Source organism: Moraxella sp. CTOTU48717 (genome assembly GCF_032057165.1).
In the GTDB taxonomy this organism is placed as follows: domain Bacteria; phylum Pseudomonadota; class Gammaproteobacteria; order Pseudomonadales; family Moraxellaceae; genus Faucicola; species Faucicola tetraodonis.
Map to the genome: position 1 here is coordinate 65,646 of NZ_DAMBBC010000005.1, position 17,798 is coordinate 83,443.

The 17,798-nt window shown below is 44.2% G+C and carries 20 protein-coding genes; 16 read left to right on the top strand and 4 right to left on the bottom strand.

Annotated features, from left to right (window positions below; genetic code table 11):
- Window positions 1–129: 129 nt before the first annotated feature.
- Window positions 130–1,467, bottom strand: coding sequence for a homoserine dehydrogenase (locus tag RT084_RS04545; protein WP_313097751.1), 1,338 nt, complete (start codon window positions 1,465–1,467; stop codon window positions 130–132).
- A gap of 173 nt (window positions 1,468–1,640) precedes the next feature.
- Window positions 1,641–2,483, bottom strand: a complete 843-nt coding sequence (locus RT084_RS04550) for a DsbC family protein (RefSeq protein ID WP_313097753.1) — start codon at window positions 2,481–2,483, stop codon at window positions 1,641–1,643.
- Between the two features lie 416 nt (window positions 2,484–2,899).
- Between RT084_RS04550 and RT084_RS04555 the strand changes: the two genes are divergently transcribed.
- Entirely contained in the window at window positions 2,900–3,817 is a 918-nt protein-coding gene (locus RT084_RS04555; protein ID WP_313097755.1) for a DUF808 domain-containing protein, read from the top strand.
- A gap of 105 nt (window positions 3,818–3,922) precedes the next feature.
- Here RT084_RS04555 and RT084_RS04560 read toward each other — a convergent pair whose 3' ends face one another.
- Both RT084_RS04560 and RT084_RS04565 read right to left on the bottom strand, forming a co-directional pair.
- Window positions 3,923–7,711, bottom strand: coding sequence for an Rne/Rng family ribonuclease (locus RT084_RS04560; protein WP_313097758.1), 3,789 nt, complete (start codon window positions 7,709–7,711; stop codon window positions 3,923–3,925).
- Between the two features lie 50 nt (window positions 7,712–7,761).
- The gene (locus RT084_RS04565; RefSeq protein ID WP_219331656.1) at window positions 7,762–7,908 is read right to left on the bottom strand and encodes a hypothetical protein; all 147 of its coding nucleotides are present in this window, start codon (window positions 7,906–7,908) and stop codon (window positions 7,762–7,764) included.
- 660 nt (window positions 7,909–8,568) lie between these two features.
- Between RT084_RS04565 and RT084_RS04570 the strand changes: the two genes are divergently transcribed.
- From RT084_RS04570 to rpsQ, 15 genes are all read left to right on the top strand, one after another.
- Window positions 8,569–9,666 (top strand): RluA family pseudouridine synthase, encoded by a 1,098-nt coding sequence (locus tag RT084_RS04570; RefSeq protein ID WP_313097761.1) that lies wholly within the window; start codon window positions 8,569–8,571, stop codon window positions 9,664–9,666.
- Entirely contained in the window at window positions 9,659–10,069 is a 411-nt protein-coding gene (locus RT084_RS04575) for an Imm7 family immunity protein (RefSeq protein WP_157797666.1), read from the top strand. The genes RT084_RS04570 and RT084_RS04575 overlap by 8 nt, the downstream gene beginning before the upstream one ends.
- Window positions 10,066–10,719, top strand: a complete 654-nt coding sequence (locus RT084_RS04580; RefSeq protein ID WP_313097764.1) for an HAD family hydrolase — start codon at window positions 10,066–10,068, stop codon at window positions 10,717–10,719. Before RT084_RS04575 ends, RT084_RS04580 begins: the two co-directional genes overlap by 4 nt.
- 70 nt (window positions 10,720–10,789) lie before the next feature.
- Window positions 10,790–12,355 carry an Rne/Rng family ribonuclease gene (locus tag RT084_RS04585; protein WP_203172251.1) on the top strand — a complete coding sequence of 522 codons (1,566 nt, stop codon included), beginning with the start codon at window positions 10,790–10,792 and terminating at the stop codon, window positions 12,353–12,355.
- Between the two features lie 334 nt (window positions 12,356–12,689).
- Complete coding sequence (gene rpsJ / locus RT084_RS04590; RefSeq protein WP_007115544.1) at window positions 12,690–13,001, top strand: 30S ribosomal protein S10; 312 nt, start codon at window positions 12,690–12,692, stop codon at window positions 12,999–13,001.
- Between the two features lie 54 nt (window positions 13,002–13,055).
- Entirely contained in the window at window positions 13,056–13,694 is a 639-nt protein-coding gene (rplC, locus tag RT084_RS04595) for a 50S ribosomal protein L3 (protein WP_007115545.1), read from the top strand.
- 14 nt (window positions 13,695–13,708) lie between these two features.
- Window positions 13,709–14,311 (top strand): 50S ribosomal protein L4, encoded by a 603-nt coding sequence (gene rplD, locus RT084_RS04600; RefSeq protein ID WP_007115546.1) that lies wholly within the window; start codon window positions 13,709–13,711, stop codon window positions 14,309–14,311.
- Window positions 14,308–14,631 (top strand): 50S ribosomal protein L23, encoded by a 324-nt coding sequence (gene rplW, locus RT084_RS04605; RefSeq protein WP_007115547.1) that lies wholly within the window; start codon window positions 14,308–14,310, stop codon window positions 14,629–14,631. The genes rplD and rplW overlap by 4 nt, the downstream gene beginning before the upstream one ends.
- A gap of 10 nt (window positions 14,632–14,641) precedes the next feature.
- Window positions 14,642–15,472, top strand: a complete 831-nt coding sequence (gene rplB, locus RT084_RS04610) for a 50S ribosomal protein L2 (RefSeq protein WP_007115548.1) — start codon at window positions 14,642–14,644, stop codon at window positions 15,470–15,472.
- Between the two features lie 11 nt (window positions 15,473–15,483).
- Window positions 15,484–15,759: a 30S ribosomal protein S19 gene (rpsS, locus tag RT084_RS04615; protein WP_007115549.1), complete on the top strand. Its 276-nt coding sequence runs from the start codon at window positions 15,484–15,486 to the stop codon at window positions 15,757–15,759.
- Between the two features lie 10 nt (window positions 15,760–15,769).
- A complete protein-coding gene (rplV, locus tag RT084_RS04620; RefSeq protein WP_007115550.1) occupies window positions 15,770–16,099 on the top strand; it encodes a 50S ribosomal protein L22 in 330 nt (109 codons plus the stop codon).
- 1 nt (window position 16,100) lies between these two features.
- Entirely contained in the window at window positions 16,101–16,853 is a 753-nt protein-coding gene (gene rpsC, locus RT084_RS04625) for a 30S ribosomal protein S3 (protein ID WP_007115551.1), read from the top strand.
- A 5-nt stretch (window positions 16,854–16,858) separates the two neighbouring features.
- Window positions 16,859–17,272, top strand: a complete 414-nt coding sequence (gene rplP / locus RT084_RS04630; protein ID WP_007115552.1) for a 50S ribosomal protein L16 — start codon at window positions 16,859–16,861, stop codon at window positions 17,270–17,272.
- Window positions 17,272–17,478, top strand: coding sequence for a 50S ribosomal protein L29 (rpmC, locus tag RT084_RS04635; RefSeq protein ID WP_007115553.1), 207 nt, complete (start codon window positions 17,272–17,274; stop codon window positions 17,476–17,478). The genes rplP and rpmC overlap by 1 nt, the downstream gene beginning before the upstream one ends.
- A 2-nt stretch (window positions 17,479–17,480) precedes the next feature.
- Window positions 17,481–17,765: a 30S ribosomal protein S17 gene (gene rpsQ / locus RT084_RS04640; protein ID WP_007115554.1), complete on the top strand. Its 285-nt coding sequence runs from the start codon at window positions 17,481–17,483 to the stop codon at window positions 17,763–17,765.
- The last annotated feature ends 33 nt before the right edge of the window (window positions 17,766–17,798 follow it).

Consider the following 17,798-nt stretch of genomic DNA (forward strand, 5'->3'; position numbering starts at 1 on the left):
GGCAACCATGCCAATCACAATAGATGTTTTAAGTTTTGCTAATGCGATACATTTCATATTATCATAGTTAAAATGTAAATTAAACTACTGAAAACACTGTAAAATATACCAATTAAGTCTACCTAAATTTTACTGCATTAACTCATCCAACCGAATGCGCACCACCTTATCTGTCACGGTATCTAACGCTTCGATTTTAGCAATCGCTTCATTCATATTGCGCTCAACAACGGGGTCAACCATAATAATGACTGGCAAATCAGTGCTAGTATCATCATGCGCTGGCTGTTGCAAAATTGCATCAATACTAATTTTAGACTCACTTAAAATGCGGGTAACTTCTGCTAGTACACCCAAATCATCTTTGACTTGTAGGCGCAGATAGTAGCCTGTGATCATTTCATCGCTCGATAAAATACGTGTGTTATTGAGTGTCTCAGGCTGGAACGCCAAATGTGGCACCAAATTGGCAGTTGAATCATTGGTCTCTGCAAGGGCGCGTACCATGTCCACCACATCTGCCATCACGGCTGATGCAGTTGCCCCTGCGCCGGCACCCGAACCGTAATACAAGGTTTGTCCAACAGGCTCTGCGTCAACCATGATGGCATTTTTTACCCCATTCACATTGGCAAGTAACACCTGTTTTGGAATCAAAGTCGGATGTACACGTAATTCAATACCTTCTTCGCCACTGTCTAAAATACGACGTTTGGCAAACCCTAAATGCTTGATACGGTAGCCAAGCTCGTTGGCATAACGCACATCTTGCTTGGTGATTTTGGTAATGCCTTCACAGTAAACTTTGTCAAATTGCAATGGAATACCAAATGCAATTGACGCAAGCAGCGTCAATTTATGCGCAGCATCAATCCCTTCGACATCAAATGTCGGATCGGCTTCGGCATAACCCAGCGCTTGGGCTTCAGCGAGGACATCTGCAAAGTCCCGCTTTTTATCGCGCATTTCAGTCATGATAAAGTTGCCTGTACCATTGATGATACCTGCAAGCCAATCGATTTTGTTGGCAGCTAAGCCTTCACGTAAGATTTTGATAATCGGAATACCGCCGGCAACCGCGGCTTCATACGACACTTTGACGCCCTTGGCATCTGCCTTGGCAAAAATCTCATTGCCATGTTCTGCCAGTAAGGCTTTGTTGGCAGTCACAATATGTTTGCCATGGTCGATTGCCGCTAAAATCACCTCTTTAGCCGTGGTGGTACCGCCCATCAATTCCACCACAATATCCACATCATCTTGCTGAACGATATCAAGCAAATCGGCAGATTGTTTGATGTCTGTTGGGATATCGGTACGGTTGCGACGCGTGCCTACGTGGGTAATTTTAATCTCACGTCCTGTGCGACGCGTCATTTCATCAAGGTTGTTTTGTAGTAGTTCAACCACCCCAGTACCCACAGTACCAAGCCCTAAAATCGCTAATTGAATAGGTCGATTATTCATAAAAAAAATTCTCAAATGTCAAAAATATAAAAATAAAAGTTTAAAAATTGGCTAGCTAAATATACCATGCTAACTTGTGATTGGTAAGGTATAAAATCCAATTGCCCAAAAAAATTAAAATAAAAAAACCAGCTAATGATGACTAGCTGGTTTGTATCCCATCCGGGGTTAACTTATTTGAGGTTGAGCGCCTGTGCCAATTCAGCAGGTGGCAGATAACCGCCAAGTTGATGACCTTCTGTGTCAAACACCGCTGGGGTGCCATTGATACCCAAATTTGCGCCTAACTCATAAATTTTACGTACTGGGTTACTGCAAGTCGGTGCATTGATAGGCATGCCCAATTTGGCATCGGTTAAGGCTTTTTTGCGGTCACTGCTACACCAGATTTTTTCCATGATTGGCATGGTCTGTTCACTACGTGGCCAAGGTAGATAACGCACTTCGATCCCCAGTGCATTTACCTCATCAATTTCACTGTGGAATTTACGGCAATAACCACAATCTGCATCGGTAAACACATAGATTGCTGCTTTCGTCTGCCCCTTAGCGGGGAAGATAATCATGTCTTTTTTATCAATAGTGGCAAGGCTGGCTTTCGCATCTTGCGCTTGCAAGTTCGCTGAGATATGCTCAGGTTTGGCACCACCGACTTTGATGATATCGCCTTGTACTACATATTGACCTGTCGCATCGGTGAAAAACGCCGGTAAACCTTCGGCTTTAACCCAATAGATATTTGGCATACTGGTCGCTGTCACCGAGGTGATTTTGGCGGTGATACCTGATTCGGCTAAATTTGCCGCCAGCATTTGCTGTAGCTGTGATTCATTTTTTGTCACGGTGGCTGAGCTGCTACTCGCTTCGTGTTTCTGACTTTCAGAATTGACGGGTGTGCGCGATTGGGCATTATCACAACCTGCCAAACCAACAATGCCAGCCACGGTGATGACACTGGTAATTAAACGGGTAGCTAATGAGGTTTTAGAACGATAAGTTGCAAAACGAATGAGCATGAGAAAACCCACAGAACGTTAATATAGGTTTTTATTTTACCATATTGTTATGGCGTATGAGCGCTACCCCTGTCAACTTATTGTTAATAATCTATCAGGTCTACTAGGTCGGGGCTCACATTTTTGCCCGTTCCAATCTTTCTGCTCGTCTCAATCTTTCCGCTTGTTTCAATCTTTTGGTGCGCTAAAAGCAACCGGCTCAAAGCCAAGTTCTATTAATGGATTAAAAGGTTGTTTAACAAAGTTTGCTTAACTAGGTTTTTTAAAAAAATTCAGCGTTTAAGCAAATAACTTTTGATAAGTTGCAATACAATTTAAACATTGTGTTTGAATGACAAATTTGTAAACTAATAAATCGTCAGCTAGTTATAACTATTATTATTTTTTCATCTTTTACTATTTTTTAGGAATTTATCATGGCAATTGCTAGTTTGTTAACCTTACTCGACGATATTAGCGTCATCCTAGATGATGTATCGGTGATGACAAAAGTCGCTGCCAAAAAAACGGCGGGCGTGTTGGGCGATGATTTGGCACTTAACGCCAATCAAGTGTCAGGGGTAAAAGCCGATCGCGAGTTACCTGTGGTGTGGAGTGTCGCCAAAGGCTCCTTAGTCAATAAAGCGATTTTGGTGCCACTGGCTTTGATTATTAGTGCGATTTCGCAAGCCTTAGTGACCGGGTTATTGATGATTGGTGGTTTATATCTGTGTTATGAAGGGGCAGAAAAAGTGGTGCACAAATTTTGGCCCCACGCTGGCAGCAATGACCCCGAGCAAGCCGAACGGGTAGCAGCCAATGCCAATGAAAGCATAGATTTGGTGGCGCATGAAAAAGAGAAAATCAAAGGGGCAGTGCGGACGGACTTTATTTTATCGGCTGAAATCATTGTGATTTCCCTCGGTACCATTGCGGCAACGGTGCCTTTACTGGATAAGGCAGTAACACTGGTAGTAATTTCACTCATCATGACAGTGGGTGTGTATGGCTTTGTTGCCATGATTGTCAAGATAGATGATTTGGGGTTGCACTTGCAGCAAAAGTCGTCATCAGCGGCACAAAGTATAGGTAAGGCGTTATTAGCCTTTGCGCCTATTTTGATGAAAGTGCTATCAATCGCCGGTACTTTGGCGATGTTCTTGGTGGGTGGTGGTATTTTGGCACATGGCGTTGGCGCGTTACATCATGGAATTGAACATTTAGGTGACTTGTCAGGGGCGTTTTCAGGCTTAACCACCAACCTATTAAATGCACTGGTTGGTTTGATAGCAGGTTTAGTGGTAGTTGCGATCATGACAGTCATCTCAAAAATTCGTAACAAGCCTGCCCATTAAACAAGCCCGCCAATTCATTGTATCTAAAATTTGTAGCTAAAATAAAAAAGCAGTTCATGTTGAACTGCTTTTTTATTGCTATACGTGCACGCAAACACGATTGACTTACTGATTGTGCTGCGGCGCTTCCGATTCATCGTGAGAGGGCGCCAATTCAGTTTGGGCGGTGGTCGTTGATTTTTTAGTGACAACCACGGCATTTTCCACCTTTTTACTGGTACGCGTTTTGGGTTTGGCTGCTGGTTTTTCGCTCGCCTTAGCTTTCCGCGTACGGGTTTTTGGTGCTTTTGGGGTTGCCAAGGTCAGCATACCAACGGTTGCCGGTTTCATTTGTTCTGCCACACTTTCAATCATGTTCTTATAACTTACCGGTGTGGTTTTACGTTTTTGCGCAGCTGCTTCTGCGCTATCTTCTACGTCCTTTGCTTCAACACCTTCGCTGTCAGTATTAAAGGCTACTGCTGGTTCATCAGCTGTTGGCACTGAGTCAACGTCCTGATTCACTATAGCATCATCCGCTATTGTTGTCGCAGAGACTGGCTCGGTTGGTCGGTTAGCGACTGGCGCATTGTGTGCTTGCAAGTAAGCTTCGACCAATTTACCTTGCTCAATCAAAGCATGACCTTGCTCGCCCAAACGCGCCACAATCCATGCGCCTACGGTACCTGCTTGATAGGACAGATGGTTTTGGTTAGGCGACGCTGATTGAGTTGAGGCTGCTTCTACTTGACCTGTAACGCTGCCAGTTTCGGAGTTAGGCTCAGCAACTGACGGGTTTGAGTCAGTCGGCGCTTGAGTGACAGCAGTATTAACCAAAGAACCGCGTGGGTCATTGATGGCGCGTTTAGTTACCGCTGGTAGTGCAGCGTCAGTTTTGCCTGCTTGGCGTTGGAACTGATTGGCTGGCAAAATGGCCGTATGATAATCATCCAAATTTTGCGCGGATAGACTGGCATAGCCATAATTTCTAAAGTACTGCCCAAAACGCTGTTGTTCAGCCACTACGACATTATCTTTTGCGGGGGTAGTGGTAGTAGCAGCTTGATGATTAAAAGCATCGATGGCTTGGATAAAGCAGCTAACCACGCTGTCGGTTGCCATTTTTTCAGCGGCATTATCTAAGTACTGGTTAATAAACTGACTCACCGTACCTGAAATTTTTGTCACCGAAGTGCTCACTACAGAGGCAACTGGGCTAAATTGCGCTTGATAAGCCTTATAGACTTCGCGTGGGTCATTTTTGGCACGGCCTTGGCTCGGTGTCACTGCCAGCTGTGCTGTGGTTGGTTCAGCTGATGGCGCAGATGGTGTCGATGCTTTAGCAAGCTCGGCTACCTCGTCATTGGACACTGTAACGTTGCTAGGGTTAACTGGCGTCTCAATTGCCTGTTCGGGCATCGAAGCTGATGCTATTGGCTGCGCCTCAGGTTTTGCAATTTCCCCTTTGCTGGCATCTAGCGAGAGATGCGTTGTTTCAACCGCAGCTATAGGTTGTTGTTGTTCAGTTTTAAATACTTGAACTTGCACACTGTTGGGGTCACGTTGTTTGGTGCCTTTCGGTTTTTCTGCTCTGGATTGGTTGTTTTTTCTACCATCGACAGGGGCAACAGCGGTATCAGTCGCTGTCACATCATTGACTACAGCCGCGTTACTATCTTCATTCGCTAGTGTTGGACGACGTTCTTTGACCCCGCGGCTGTCACGGCGACTATTCGGCTCGCGTTTTGGCAGCTCACTAGTTTTAGCAGTTTTTGACGCATCGTTTGACTTGTCTTTATTACTGTCAGTGTCCTGTGATGAAACTTCCGTCTCACTCGTTTCAGATTGATAACGGTTTGGTTTTTTAGCCTTTGGTTTGCGGTTACCACGTTTACGGCGCTCAGCATCTTTATCGCTTGATTCAGCCGTGGCCGAAGGTTGTTGAGACGCTTCTTGATAAGGATTGGCGCTAGTTTCATTGGTGTTAGCTGTCACCGCAGGGATGCTTGCCGTCAATGCCGCGTAATTGATTTGACCTTGCACCCCCAAGCTTTGCGCGCCGGTATTGACAAGACTTTCAATCGCCGAAGCAGCATCTTGACCACTAAAGTGTGGGGTGACTTGGGCTTGCTGGGTAGGGGCAAACAAGTTCGATAGCCAAGCGACTGCAGAAGTTGCAGGGACAGTGGCAGCCGGCTGCACGGGTTGTGGCGCGGCAGCTTTGGGGGCAGTCGTATTGTTGGCAGTTTGCTGAGATTTGTTGGATGGCGTTGCAGGGTTAGGCGTGGTATTGGCGGCGTTGCTAGCATTACTCCAGGCATTATGATTACCTGTCGGCGCTACACGGCTGACTTCATTGTCATCGGTGTGCCAGTTGCTCGTATCGTAGCCACGGTCTTTATATTCTTGTTGTTGGCTTTCGGCGACACGCTCATAGCTCGATGGCGCGAACCCATCACTGTTATAAGTGATATTAAACTCGGGGGATTCAAGATGCGCATGCGGCAAGATGGTAATGCGCGTACCACTTTCTTGCTCAAGACAGACGAGCGTTTCACGTTTTTCGTTGAGTAAAAATGCCGCGATGTCGGTTGGCACTTCGGCTTGTATTTCGCCATGACGCTCTTGTAGCGCCCGTTGTTCGATTTGACGCATGATTGACAAAGCAAGTGAACGCAAGTCACGAATCATACCGGTACCGTGACAACGGGGGCAGAGGTAACCTGTGGCTTCTTCAAGTGACGGACGCAAGCGTTGACGACTCATTTCCAGTAGTCCAAAACGTGAAATTTCAGCGAATTGGATACGTGCGCGGTCATTTTTGGTGGCTTCTTTGAGACGATTTTCCACTTGTTTTTGGTGGTCATCGGTTGCCATGTCAATAAAGTCAATAACAATCAAACCACCCATATCACGCAGGCGTAATTGACGGGCGATTTCATCTGCTGCTTCCAAATTGGTATTAAACGCCGTTTCTGAGACATCCGCGCCTTTGGTGGCTTTTGATGAGTTGATATCGATCGATACCAGGGCTTCAGTTTGGTCAATTACAATTGAACCGCCGCTTGGCAAACGTACTTCACGTTGGTAGGCGGTTTCGATTTGTTTTTCAATTCCAAAACGGGCAAACATGGGCTCATAGTCAGTATATTTGCGCAGTTTGTTCGCTTGCTGCGGCATCACCGCTTCAATAAAATTCGCCGCTTCATTATAGGCGTATTCATTGTCGACCCAAATCTCCGTGATATCATCACGCAGGTAGTCGCGTACTGCACGGGTGACTACGCCCGCTTCTTGGTGCAACAGGCGAGGTGAGGGAAATTTTTGGCTTTGTTGTTGGATGCCTTTCCAGATGTTTAATAAATGGTCAAGGTCTTGTTGTAATTCATCCGTGGTTTTACCAATCCCTGCGGTACGGATGATAACGCTCATGCCTTTGGGTAGTCTTAGCTCACTTAACGCTTGCTTCATCTCATCGCGCAGCTTGCCAGAGATTTGGCGAGAGATACCGCCGCCACGCGCATTGTTGGGCATCAATACCAAATAACGACCCGCCAATGAAATCAGAGTAGATAAAGCCGCGCCTTTATTACCGCGTTCTTCTTTTTCCACCTGAACGATGAGCTCATCGCCTTCTTTAATCAGTTGTTTGATGTTAGTGGTAGAGCGAGGGTCGCCTGCTAGATATTCTGGGGCGATTTCACGAATCGGTAAAAAACCTTGACGTTGTGAACCGTATTCCACAAATACGGCTTCAAGCGATGGCTCGACACGGGTCACATGACCTTTATAAATATTGGCTTTTTTTTGCTCGCGGGTACGATTTTCTAAATCGAAATCATACAAATGATTGCCATTGCACAGGGCAACACGGATTTCTTCGGCGTGGGTAGCATTGATGAGGATGCGTTTCATGTGTTTTCTCCTAAACACACAAAACATACGAGCGTAGATAAATGTTGCTATCAAACATTACTATCAAATATTAGGCGAAACAACGTCAAACAGTCTTGACTATACTCGCTGATACCAAGCGCAAGTGGCTTGACAACGCTTGATAACAAGGTTTGTTGTTCACCAAAAATTGCATGATGAAGTTGGATTATTGCCATAGCGAGGTTGTAAGCCTGTTATGTAAATATAGCCGTCATGCTGGATTGGGGTTATAGCCCAAAACAATGTGTGTTTTAGGACAAATGAATGAACCCTGTTTCCCTATTGGTCAAAAAGTGTTAGCGTTAGTTTTCGCTTTAAATGGCAAGCCTGATAAGTTAGGTTTTACAAAGGCGTGGGCAATTTAAAATGGTAAATCGTCCAAAACCGTAAACGTTTATCTCAAAATCGCAACTACTGAGTTCATTTACCTAGGCGCATAATACGCTAATCGTTACCAGCAGTTTTGTGTTTGTAAGGCACAAAACCCACCATTTATCTGTTATCTCTATACATCACTAATCTTTACAAACTATTTGAACATGTTTTCAAATGACAATTATCTTCGTTACTCGTATGTCGTGTGCTGATATTGATTAAAATCAGTCTTAAAATCTATAAATATTGGCAGTCTAGTGCGCCCTATCGTAAGTCATACCGCCATGAATAAATTTCGGCTGTATGGGCGACAGCAAAAGCGACAGTTTAATTATCCCGCATACACTCCATTGTGATGAAGCTTAACAGGGTTTAAGTCGAATTGATGGCGCGAATTCATAGCGGCATAGGCACTAAACTGCTAAACTATAGCAAATTTTTATGTAAACGGCTATTAAAATATGACAGAGCACTCGCAGTCTCCCAAACGTCCTGCCCATCCTAACAAAAAACGCGACACCCCATCGCAACAATCGGCTCATCAAACCCCAAAACGCACGCCTAGCAAACAACCGCCGAGCAAACAACCCCAGTCTGCAGATGACGATATTTTAGATTTTGCTAAAGTCAATTACTTGACCGTCACGCGCCAGCAGCATGACCAACGTGTTGATAATTTTTTGTTGGGTCGTCTTAAAGGACTGCCGCGCTCACACGTCTATAACATGATTCGTTCCGACGAAATCCGTGTCAATGGCAAACGCTGTAAACCCCACGATAAACTGCAGCGTAATGACGTGGTGCGCATTGCACCCATCAAGCTTGCCACGCGTGAAAAACCCGTGATAAGCCCTGACTTTGCCCAGAGCTTGCTTGAGCGCATTGTATATGAAGATGAGGGTTTAATCGTGCTCAATAAACCATCGGGTATGGCGGTGCATGGCGGCAGTGGCGAGAGTTTTGGCGTGATTGAAGCCATGCGAGAAGTAACGGGTAAAAAATACCTTGAGCTGGTACACCGCATTGACAAAGATACCTCTGGCTTACTGATGATTGCCAAAAAACGCTCAACCCTTAAAACTTTACAAGAGCATTTGCGAGAAAAAACCTTGCAAAAAACCTATCTGTGTTTGGTGGTAGGTTGGATAAGTAGCGAAACACAAACCATTGATAAACCGCTACTAAAATACACGTTGCCTGCCACACAAGAAGGCAAAAGCGGTGAACGCCGTGTCAAAGTAGATGTAAAATCCGAAGATAGCAAGCCAAGCCAAACCCAAATTAACGTGTTGCAAAAATTTGAGTTAAATGGTCAAAAAGTCAGCTTAATTGAAGCCAAACCGCTGACAGGGCGTACCCACCAAATTCGGGTTCATTTGGCGAGTATCGGGCATCCATTATTGGGTGATGATAAATACAATCCGAATGTAGCTAAAGGCGATAAAAGCGTGCGCCGTTTGTGTCTGCATGCCTATCAACTCGAAATTCCAGAATATGAAACAATTACAGCCGAATTGCCAGAGGATATGCAAAGTTTAATTGGTAATGAAAATGATTGAATATTATGGTTGGGTGTGTGTCCGAGAAGGTTTTAATGAAGCCAACGAATCTGAAGAGATGATGGGTAAAATTTGGCAAGAATTTCTTTCTAAAATAGATATGACCTTTAAAAATTTAGAAAATCCACAGATTAAAACGGGTATTCTAAATGGCAACTATCAATTTATGATTTTTGGGTTTCATAATCATAAATCGCAAGAATTTTTTGACGTTTTAGAAATTTATCAGTGGCTTGCTAAAAATGCTGTTGGCTCATATGGGTTGCTTCATTATTTTGACGATGAAGATAAAGCAGGATTCGACAATCAATTTCAAGTGTATAGTTTAAAAAAAGGTAAGTTTGAATGTCAGCAAGACAAATTATTATCTCCCTATTTTAATGAAATTGAAGATAGAAAATGACAACAAATAATTTCAAAGACAAATCGCTAATCATTTTCGATTGGGATGGCACGTTGATGGATTCGGTGGGCTTAATCGTCGATGCCATGCGCTATGCTGCTGAAAAGCACGGTTTAACCGTCACTGATGAAGCGACAAAATCTATTATCGGCATTGCGTTAGTCGATGCGTTTCCCATGCTATTTCCCAATGACAGCGATAAATATGATGAACTTTTAGCGACTTACTCAGAATATTATGTCAAGCATTGCGACAACGACAAACTGTTTGATGGTATTAAAGAATTGATTCAAGATTTACACGCACAAGGCAAAACACTAGCGATTGCCACAGGGAAAAAACGAAAAGGGCTGCAGCGCGTGCTACCCAATTCTGGCATTCAAGCGTTTTTTACGCTCACCAAAACCGCTGACGAAACCGCAGGTAAGCCCAATCCGCTCATGCTGCAAGCAATTTTGAGCGAAACGGGTAAAACGGTGGAAGATGCGATATTGGTCGGTGATAGTATTCATGACATCCGTATGGCAAATGCAATACAGATGGATAGCATTGCTGTAAGTTATGGCTGTGAAAAAGCCGATGTTTTGGCAAAAGAACATCCAACTAAGCTTGTGACCACAATCAATGAACTAAAACAACAGCTAATTTAGTTTAGCTTTGTGCAGATAACTAACTTCGAGTAGAATAACGGCAATTAAAAATTTTAAAAAGCTGTTTACAATGACCGAAGAACTACTCATCAACATCAGTCCATCTGAGAGCCGAGTCGCGGTGCTCGAAGATGGGATACTGAACGAAATCTTTATCGAACGCCATAGCAAACTTGGCTCAGTGGGCAATATCTACCTTGGCACAGTGGTGCGCGTACTGCCAGGCATGCAGGCGGCGTTTATCGATATTGGGCAATCGCGTACCGCGTTTTTGCACGTCAATGATATGCAGACCCTGCGTCCTAAGCTCTCAGCCATTGAACCGCCCAAACCGCAAAACCCCGCAATTGACAACACCTTAGACCCTGACACCACTACGCTTGCGATGACCACAACCACCTATCAGCCACCGCCTAGCGAGTTGATAGAGAACCGCTTGTATGAAGGACAGCGTATCTTGGTGCAAGTGATTAAAGACCAATTAGGCAGTAAAGGCGCACGACTGACGACGGATGTGTCATTGCCTTCGCGTTATTTGGTGTACTTGCCGTATGGTGAACATATCGGCATCTCACAGCGGATTGATGGCGATGAGCGAGAGCGGTTAAAAACACAGCTTGGCGAGCTGATGCACCAAGTCAAACTACAAGGCGGATTGATTGCCCGTACCGCTGCCGAAAATATCCCACAATCCAAACTTGAAGAAGATATTTATTATCTACTGCAGCTTTGGCGGATGGTACAAGCCCGCCGTGAACAAACGCCGACCCATCGCCGTTTTGAGCTGATTTATCAAGATTTATCGCTACCTTTGCGCGCGATTCGAGATTTGATTGGTGAGCAGACTGAAAGGGTGACGGTCGATAACGCCCGAGTGTTTGATGCTATTCGTCATTTTGCCAAAGAATTTGTCCCACTGATTTATCCACGTATTCAATTGTATGAAGGCGAGCAGGCGTTATTTGATGTTCACCGCGTTGAAGATGATTTAAAAGACGCGCTCAATCGCCGTGTTAATCTCAAATCAGGCGGTTATCTTATCATCGACCAAACCGAAGCCATGACCACCATTGATGTCAATACAGGCTCATTTGTCGGAGGGCGTTCTCTTGAAGATACGGTGTATAAAACCAATTTAGAGGCCACCCATGCCATCGCCCGTCAGCTGCGACTGCGTAATTTGGGTGGGATTATCATTCTTGACTTTATCGATATGCAAGAGCAACAACACCGCGATGAAGTGCTAGCAAGCCTGCAAGAACAGCTCAAACGTGACTATGCCAAAACCAACATCAGCGAAGTCTCAGCGCTTGGGCTGATAGAGATGACTCGCAAACGCACGCGTGAGAGCCTACAACAACAGCTTTGTGAGCCGTGTCCAACCTGTGGCGGTAAAGGCTTTGTCAAAAGCGCCGAAACCGTGTGTCTGGAGATTTTTCGCGAATTGATGCGCTGCGCCAGAACCTATAATGCCCCCAAGAAATTTACTGTGGTCGCAAATAGCGGGGTGATTGATTTGCTTGAAACCATTGAAGCGGATACGGTGGCAGAGATGGAATATTTGCTGGGTCGTCCGATTAACTTGGAGAGTGATAACCGTTTTAATCAAGAACAATATGATATTTTGCTAGATTAGCCTATTGCTTTTACCCAAAAAATCGGTATAATACAGCCCACTTAACTTATTGCAGGGCGACGAAGATGATTCGTCAATTCATAAAAGAATAAGCCCTTTAATACAGTCGCTCCATTGATTGCGACACGAAATTAAAGAATACAGTTTCACCGACTATTAATCATGCTATCTATGTATTGCAAGTTAATAGTTTGAGTGGGACTGAAATTTTTTTATTTTCAAAAAGTGCCTGTCAAAAACAGGTAAAAAATACAAGTTAGGTGTTTACTCAATAACAGCTTAACACCCAACGCAAATTAACCCATATCAAACTTTATATTAGGAGCTTACTGGCATGGCTAACCAGAAAATCCGTATCAGACTTAAATCTTTTGACCATCGTCTGATTGACCAATCAGCTCAAGAGATTGTTGATACCGCAAAACGCACAGGTGCACAAGTTCGTGGTCCAGTACCGCTACCAACTCGCATTGAACGCTTTAACATCTTAACCTCACCACACGTGAACAAAGATGCCCGTGACCAATACGAAATCCGCACATTCAAACGTATGGTAGATATCGTTCAGCCTACTGACAAAACAGTCGATGCACTGATGAAGTTAGATTTGGCGGCGGGTGTTGATGTACAAATCGCATTAGGCTAACCCCTTAGGGTAACACCTATATTGAATAACAGTAAAAATTAAGAGGTTAACAACATGGCGATCGGTTTAGTCGGAAAAAAATGCGGCATGACTCGTATCTTCACAGAAGCAGGTGTTTCAATTCCTGTAACTGTTGTTGAAGTTACTGCCAACCGTATCTCTCAAATCAAAACACAAGACACAGACGGCTATCAAGCTATCCAAGTAACAACTGGCGAACGTCGTGATTCTCGTGTTAATGCAGCTCAAAAAGGTCACTTTGCAAAAGCTGGCGTTGCTGCAGGTCGTGGCACTTGGGAATTTCGCGTCGAAGACAGCGAACTTGAAGGCCGCGAAGCAGGTAGTGAAATCGCTGCTGACTTGTTCCAAGTAGGTCAAATCGTTGACGTAATTGGTACCAGCAAAGGTAAAGGTTTCCAAGGTGGTATCAAACGCCACAACTTCCGTTCACAAGATTGGACACATGGTAACTCAGTATCTCACCGCGTTGTGGGTTCTACAGGTCAAAACCAAACACCGGGTCGTGTATTTAAAGGCAAAAAAATGCCAGGTCAAATGGGTAACAAACGTGTGACCGTACAAGGCTTAGAAGTGATTTCAGTTGATGCTGAAAAAGGTATCCTAGTTATCAAGGGTGCAATTCCTGGTGCCAACGGTGGCGACGTTATCGTACGTCCATCAGTTAAAGCTTAATCAAGGGGATTAACGTGAATCTAAATACAGTAACAGGTTCGGCGGTTGAGCTATCAGACGTAGCATTTGGTCGTGAATTCAACGAAGCACTTGTACACCAAGTAGTTACCGCTTATTTAGCGGGTGGTCGTCAAGGTAGCCGTGCTCAAAAAACGCGTGGTGAAGTATCTGGCGGTGGTAAAAAACCATGGCGTCAAAAAGGTACTGGCCGTGCACGTGCAGGTTCCATCCGTAGCCCAATTTGGGTCGGTGGTGGTCGCGCATTTGCAGCCAAACCACAAGATTGGTCACAAAAAGTGAACCGTAAAATGTACCGTGGTGCCATGCAATGCATTCTTGCTGAATTGATTCGTCAAGACCGTTTAGTATTGGTTGATGACATCAGCATCTCAGCACCAAAAACTAAAGAGCTTATCGCTAAACTTAAAGACTTAAATGCCCCTAAAGCATTAATCGTTACCAATGAAGTTGACGAAAATCTTTACTTAGCTGCTCGCAATATTCCATACGTCAGCGTACTAGGTAGCACTGAAGTTGATCCAGTTAGCCTAATTGCGTTTGACAAAGTCATCATGTCTGTCGCAGCCGCCAAAGAAATTGAGGGAGTGTTAGCATGAATAACGCAAGACTATATCAGGTACTAAAAGCACCTGTATTTTCAGAAAAATCTCAAATCTTGGGCGATACTTTAGGTGTGCAAGTGTTCAAAGTTGACACCAACGCGACAAAAAAAGAGATTAAAAAAGCCGTAGAATTAATGTTTGAAGGTGTTGAAGTAGTTAAAGTTAACACTTTGAATGTTAAAGGTAAGACAAAGCGATTTGGTCGCACGGTAGGTCGTCGTCAAGACTTCAAAAAAGCCTATGTGACCTTAAAAGCTGGTCAAGATGTTCAAGTAGCCGACGTAGCAGAACAACCTGCTGCTGACAACGAATAAGGATTACACAATGCCTATCGTAAAAGCCAAACCGACATCACCAGGTCGCCGATTTGTCGAGAAAGTGGTGCATCCACACCTTCATAAAGGTCGTCCTTATGCAGCATTAGTAGAGTCAAAAGGCAAAACTGGTGGTCGTAACAACAACGGTCGCATCACTACCCGTCATATCGGTGGTGGTCATAAACAGCATTACCGTGTTGTTGACTTCAAACGTAACAAAGACAACATCCCTGCTGTTGTAGAGCGTATTGAGTACGATCCAAACCGTACTGCACACATTGCATTACTTAAATATGCAGACGGTGAGCGTCGTTACATCATCGCACCAAAAAAATTGCAACAAGGCGATACCGTTATTTCTGGTGAAACTGCACCAATTCGCCCAGGTAACTGCTTGCCACTACGTAGCATTCCAGTGGGTACAGTGATTCACAATATCGAACTTAAAATCGGTAAAGGTGCACAGATCGCTCGTTCAGCAGGTGCTGCGGTTCAATTATTGGGTCGTGATGGTATCTATGCAATCGTTCGTTTACGTTCAGGCGAAACTCGTCGTATCCACGTAAATTGTCGTGCGGTTATCGGTGAAGTATCAAACACTGAAAATAACCTTAAATCATTGGGTAAAGCAGGTGCCAACCGCTGGCGTGGCGTTCGTCCTACCGTTCGTGGTACTGCAATGAACCCAGTTGACCATCCACACGGTGGTGGTGAAGGTCGTAACTTCGGTAAACACCCAACCAGCCCATGGGGTCAAAAGGCTAAAGGCCTTAAAACACGTTCTAACAAACGTACTGACCACATGATTATCCGCCGTCGTCGCGTCAATAAGAAATAAGGAATAATTTCATGCCTCGTTCATTGAAAAAAGGTCCATTCATCGATGCGCACTTGTTTGCCAAAGTTGAGAATGCGTTAGAAACTAACTCACGCAAACCAATCAAAACTTGGTCACGTCGCTCAATGATTTTGCCACAAATGGTCGGCTTAACTATTTCTGTTCATAACGGTCGTACACACGTACCTGTTATCGTAAACGAGCAAATGGTTGGTCATAAACTTGGTGAATTCGCCCCAACCCGTACATATCGTGGTCACGGCGTTGACAAGAAATCTAAGAAATAAGGTGCTCATCATGGAAGTAACTGCAAAATTACGCGGTGCCGCCATTTCGGCACAAAAAGTACGCTTAGTTGCTGACGAAGTTCGCGGCAAATCAATCGAGCGTGCATTAGATATCTTAACCTTTAGCAACAAAAAAGCCGCTAAATTGGTTAAAAAATGCTTAGAATCTGCGATTGCTAACGCTGAGCATAACAATGGTTTAGACATCGATACATTGCGTGTTTCTACCATTTATGTGGATGAAGGTATTACGTTAAAACGTGTTTTACCACGTGCCAAAGGTCGTGCTGACCGTATTAGCAAACGTACTTGCCACATCACAGTTAAGGTAGGAGCATAATATGGGACAGAAAGTTCATCCAATCGGCATCCGTCTTGGCGTAATCCGTAAATCAAACGCTAACTGGTATGCAGATCCAAAAAAATACTCTGAATACTTAATCAACGACTTACAAGTTCGTAAATATTTAGAGAAAAAGCTTAAAGCAGCGATGATCAGCGGTATTAGCATCGAACGTCCTACGGGCGCAGCTAAAATCACTATCGCCACTGCACGTCCTGGTATCATCATTGGTAAAAAAGGCGAAGATATTGAAAGCCTACAAAAAGAACTTACCAAATTAATGGGTGTGCCAGCACAAGTTAGCATTGAAGAAATCACCCAACCAGACTTAGACGCACGTCTAGTAGCTGATGGTATTGCTTCACAACTTGAACGTCGTGTCATGTTCCGCCGTGCTATGAAACGTGCTGTTCAAAACAGTATGAAAGCTGGCGCACAAGGTATCAAAGTTGAGCTATCAGGTCGTCTTGGCGGCGCTGAGATTGCTCGCTCAGAGTGGTATCGTGAAGGTCGTGTACCATTGCATACATTACGTGCTGACATTGACTACTCAAATGTACGCGCAGAAACCACTTACGGTACTATCGGTGTAAAAGTTTGGATTTTCCGTGGAGAAGTGCTTGATGGCATGAACCGTGTATATAATCCAGTCAAAGAAGAAAAACAAGCACGTGCACCTCAAAAACGTCGTGCTCGTAATGATCGTAGCGACCGCCCACGTAGTGAGCGCCCAGCTAAAGACAGAGGTTAATCGATATGTTACAACCAAAACGTACCAAGTTTCGTAAAGTACAAAAAGGACGTAATACGGGGTTAGCTCACCGTGGTAGTAGCGTATCTTTTGGTACAATCGGACTTAAATCAGTAGAACGTGGTCGCATGACTGCACGTCAAATCGAAGCTGCTCGTCGTACAATTTCACGTCGTATCAAGCGCGGTGGTAAAATTTGGATTCGTGTATTCCCAGACAAACCAATTACCGAAAAACCACTAGAAGTTCGTATGGGTAAAGGTAAAGGTCCAGTAGAATACTGGGTATGCGAAATCAAACCAGGCAAAATGCTTTATGAAATCGAAGGGGTTTCTGACGAGCTAGCAACTGAAGCGTTCACGCTTGCAGCTGCCAAGTTGCCTTTCAAAACCACCATTGTTAAACGGACGATAATGTAATGAAGATCAGTGAACTTAAAGACAAATCAGTCGAAGAGCTGACCCAATTACTAGACGAAAAGCAATTAGAAACATTTCGTCTTCGTATGGCAAAAGCCACTGGTCAGTTAGGCAACACCCATGAGATTAAAGCAAATCGTCGTACGATTGCTCAAATCAAGACTCTTATCTCTGAAAAACAGAACACCGAAAACCAAGGGGCTTAATCATGAGTGAGCAAAATACCAACCAAGCTAACGCTACTGAACAAAGTACAGTCACTGGTAAAGTTGTCAGTGACAAAATGGATAAAACCATTACTGTACTTGTTGAGCGTCGTATTCGTCATGCCAAATATGGCAAAATGATTCGCCGTTCTACCAAACTACATGCTCATGATGAAAACAATGAGTGTGGCGTTGGTGATACTGTTCGTATCAAATCAACACGTCCACTATCAAAAACCAAATCTTGGGTGTTGGTAGACGTTGTAGAAAAAGCAGTTAATATTTAATTTAACTTAAATAGATAGTTATAATTGCAAAGC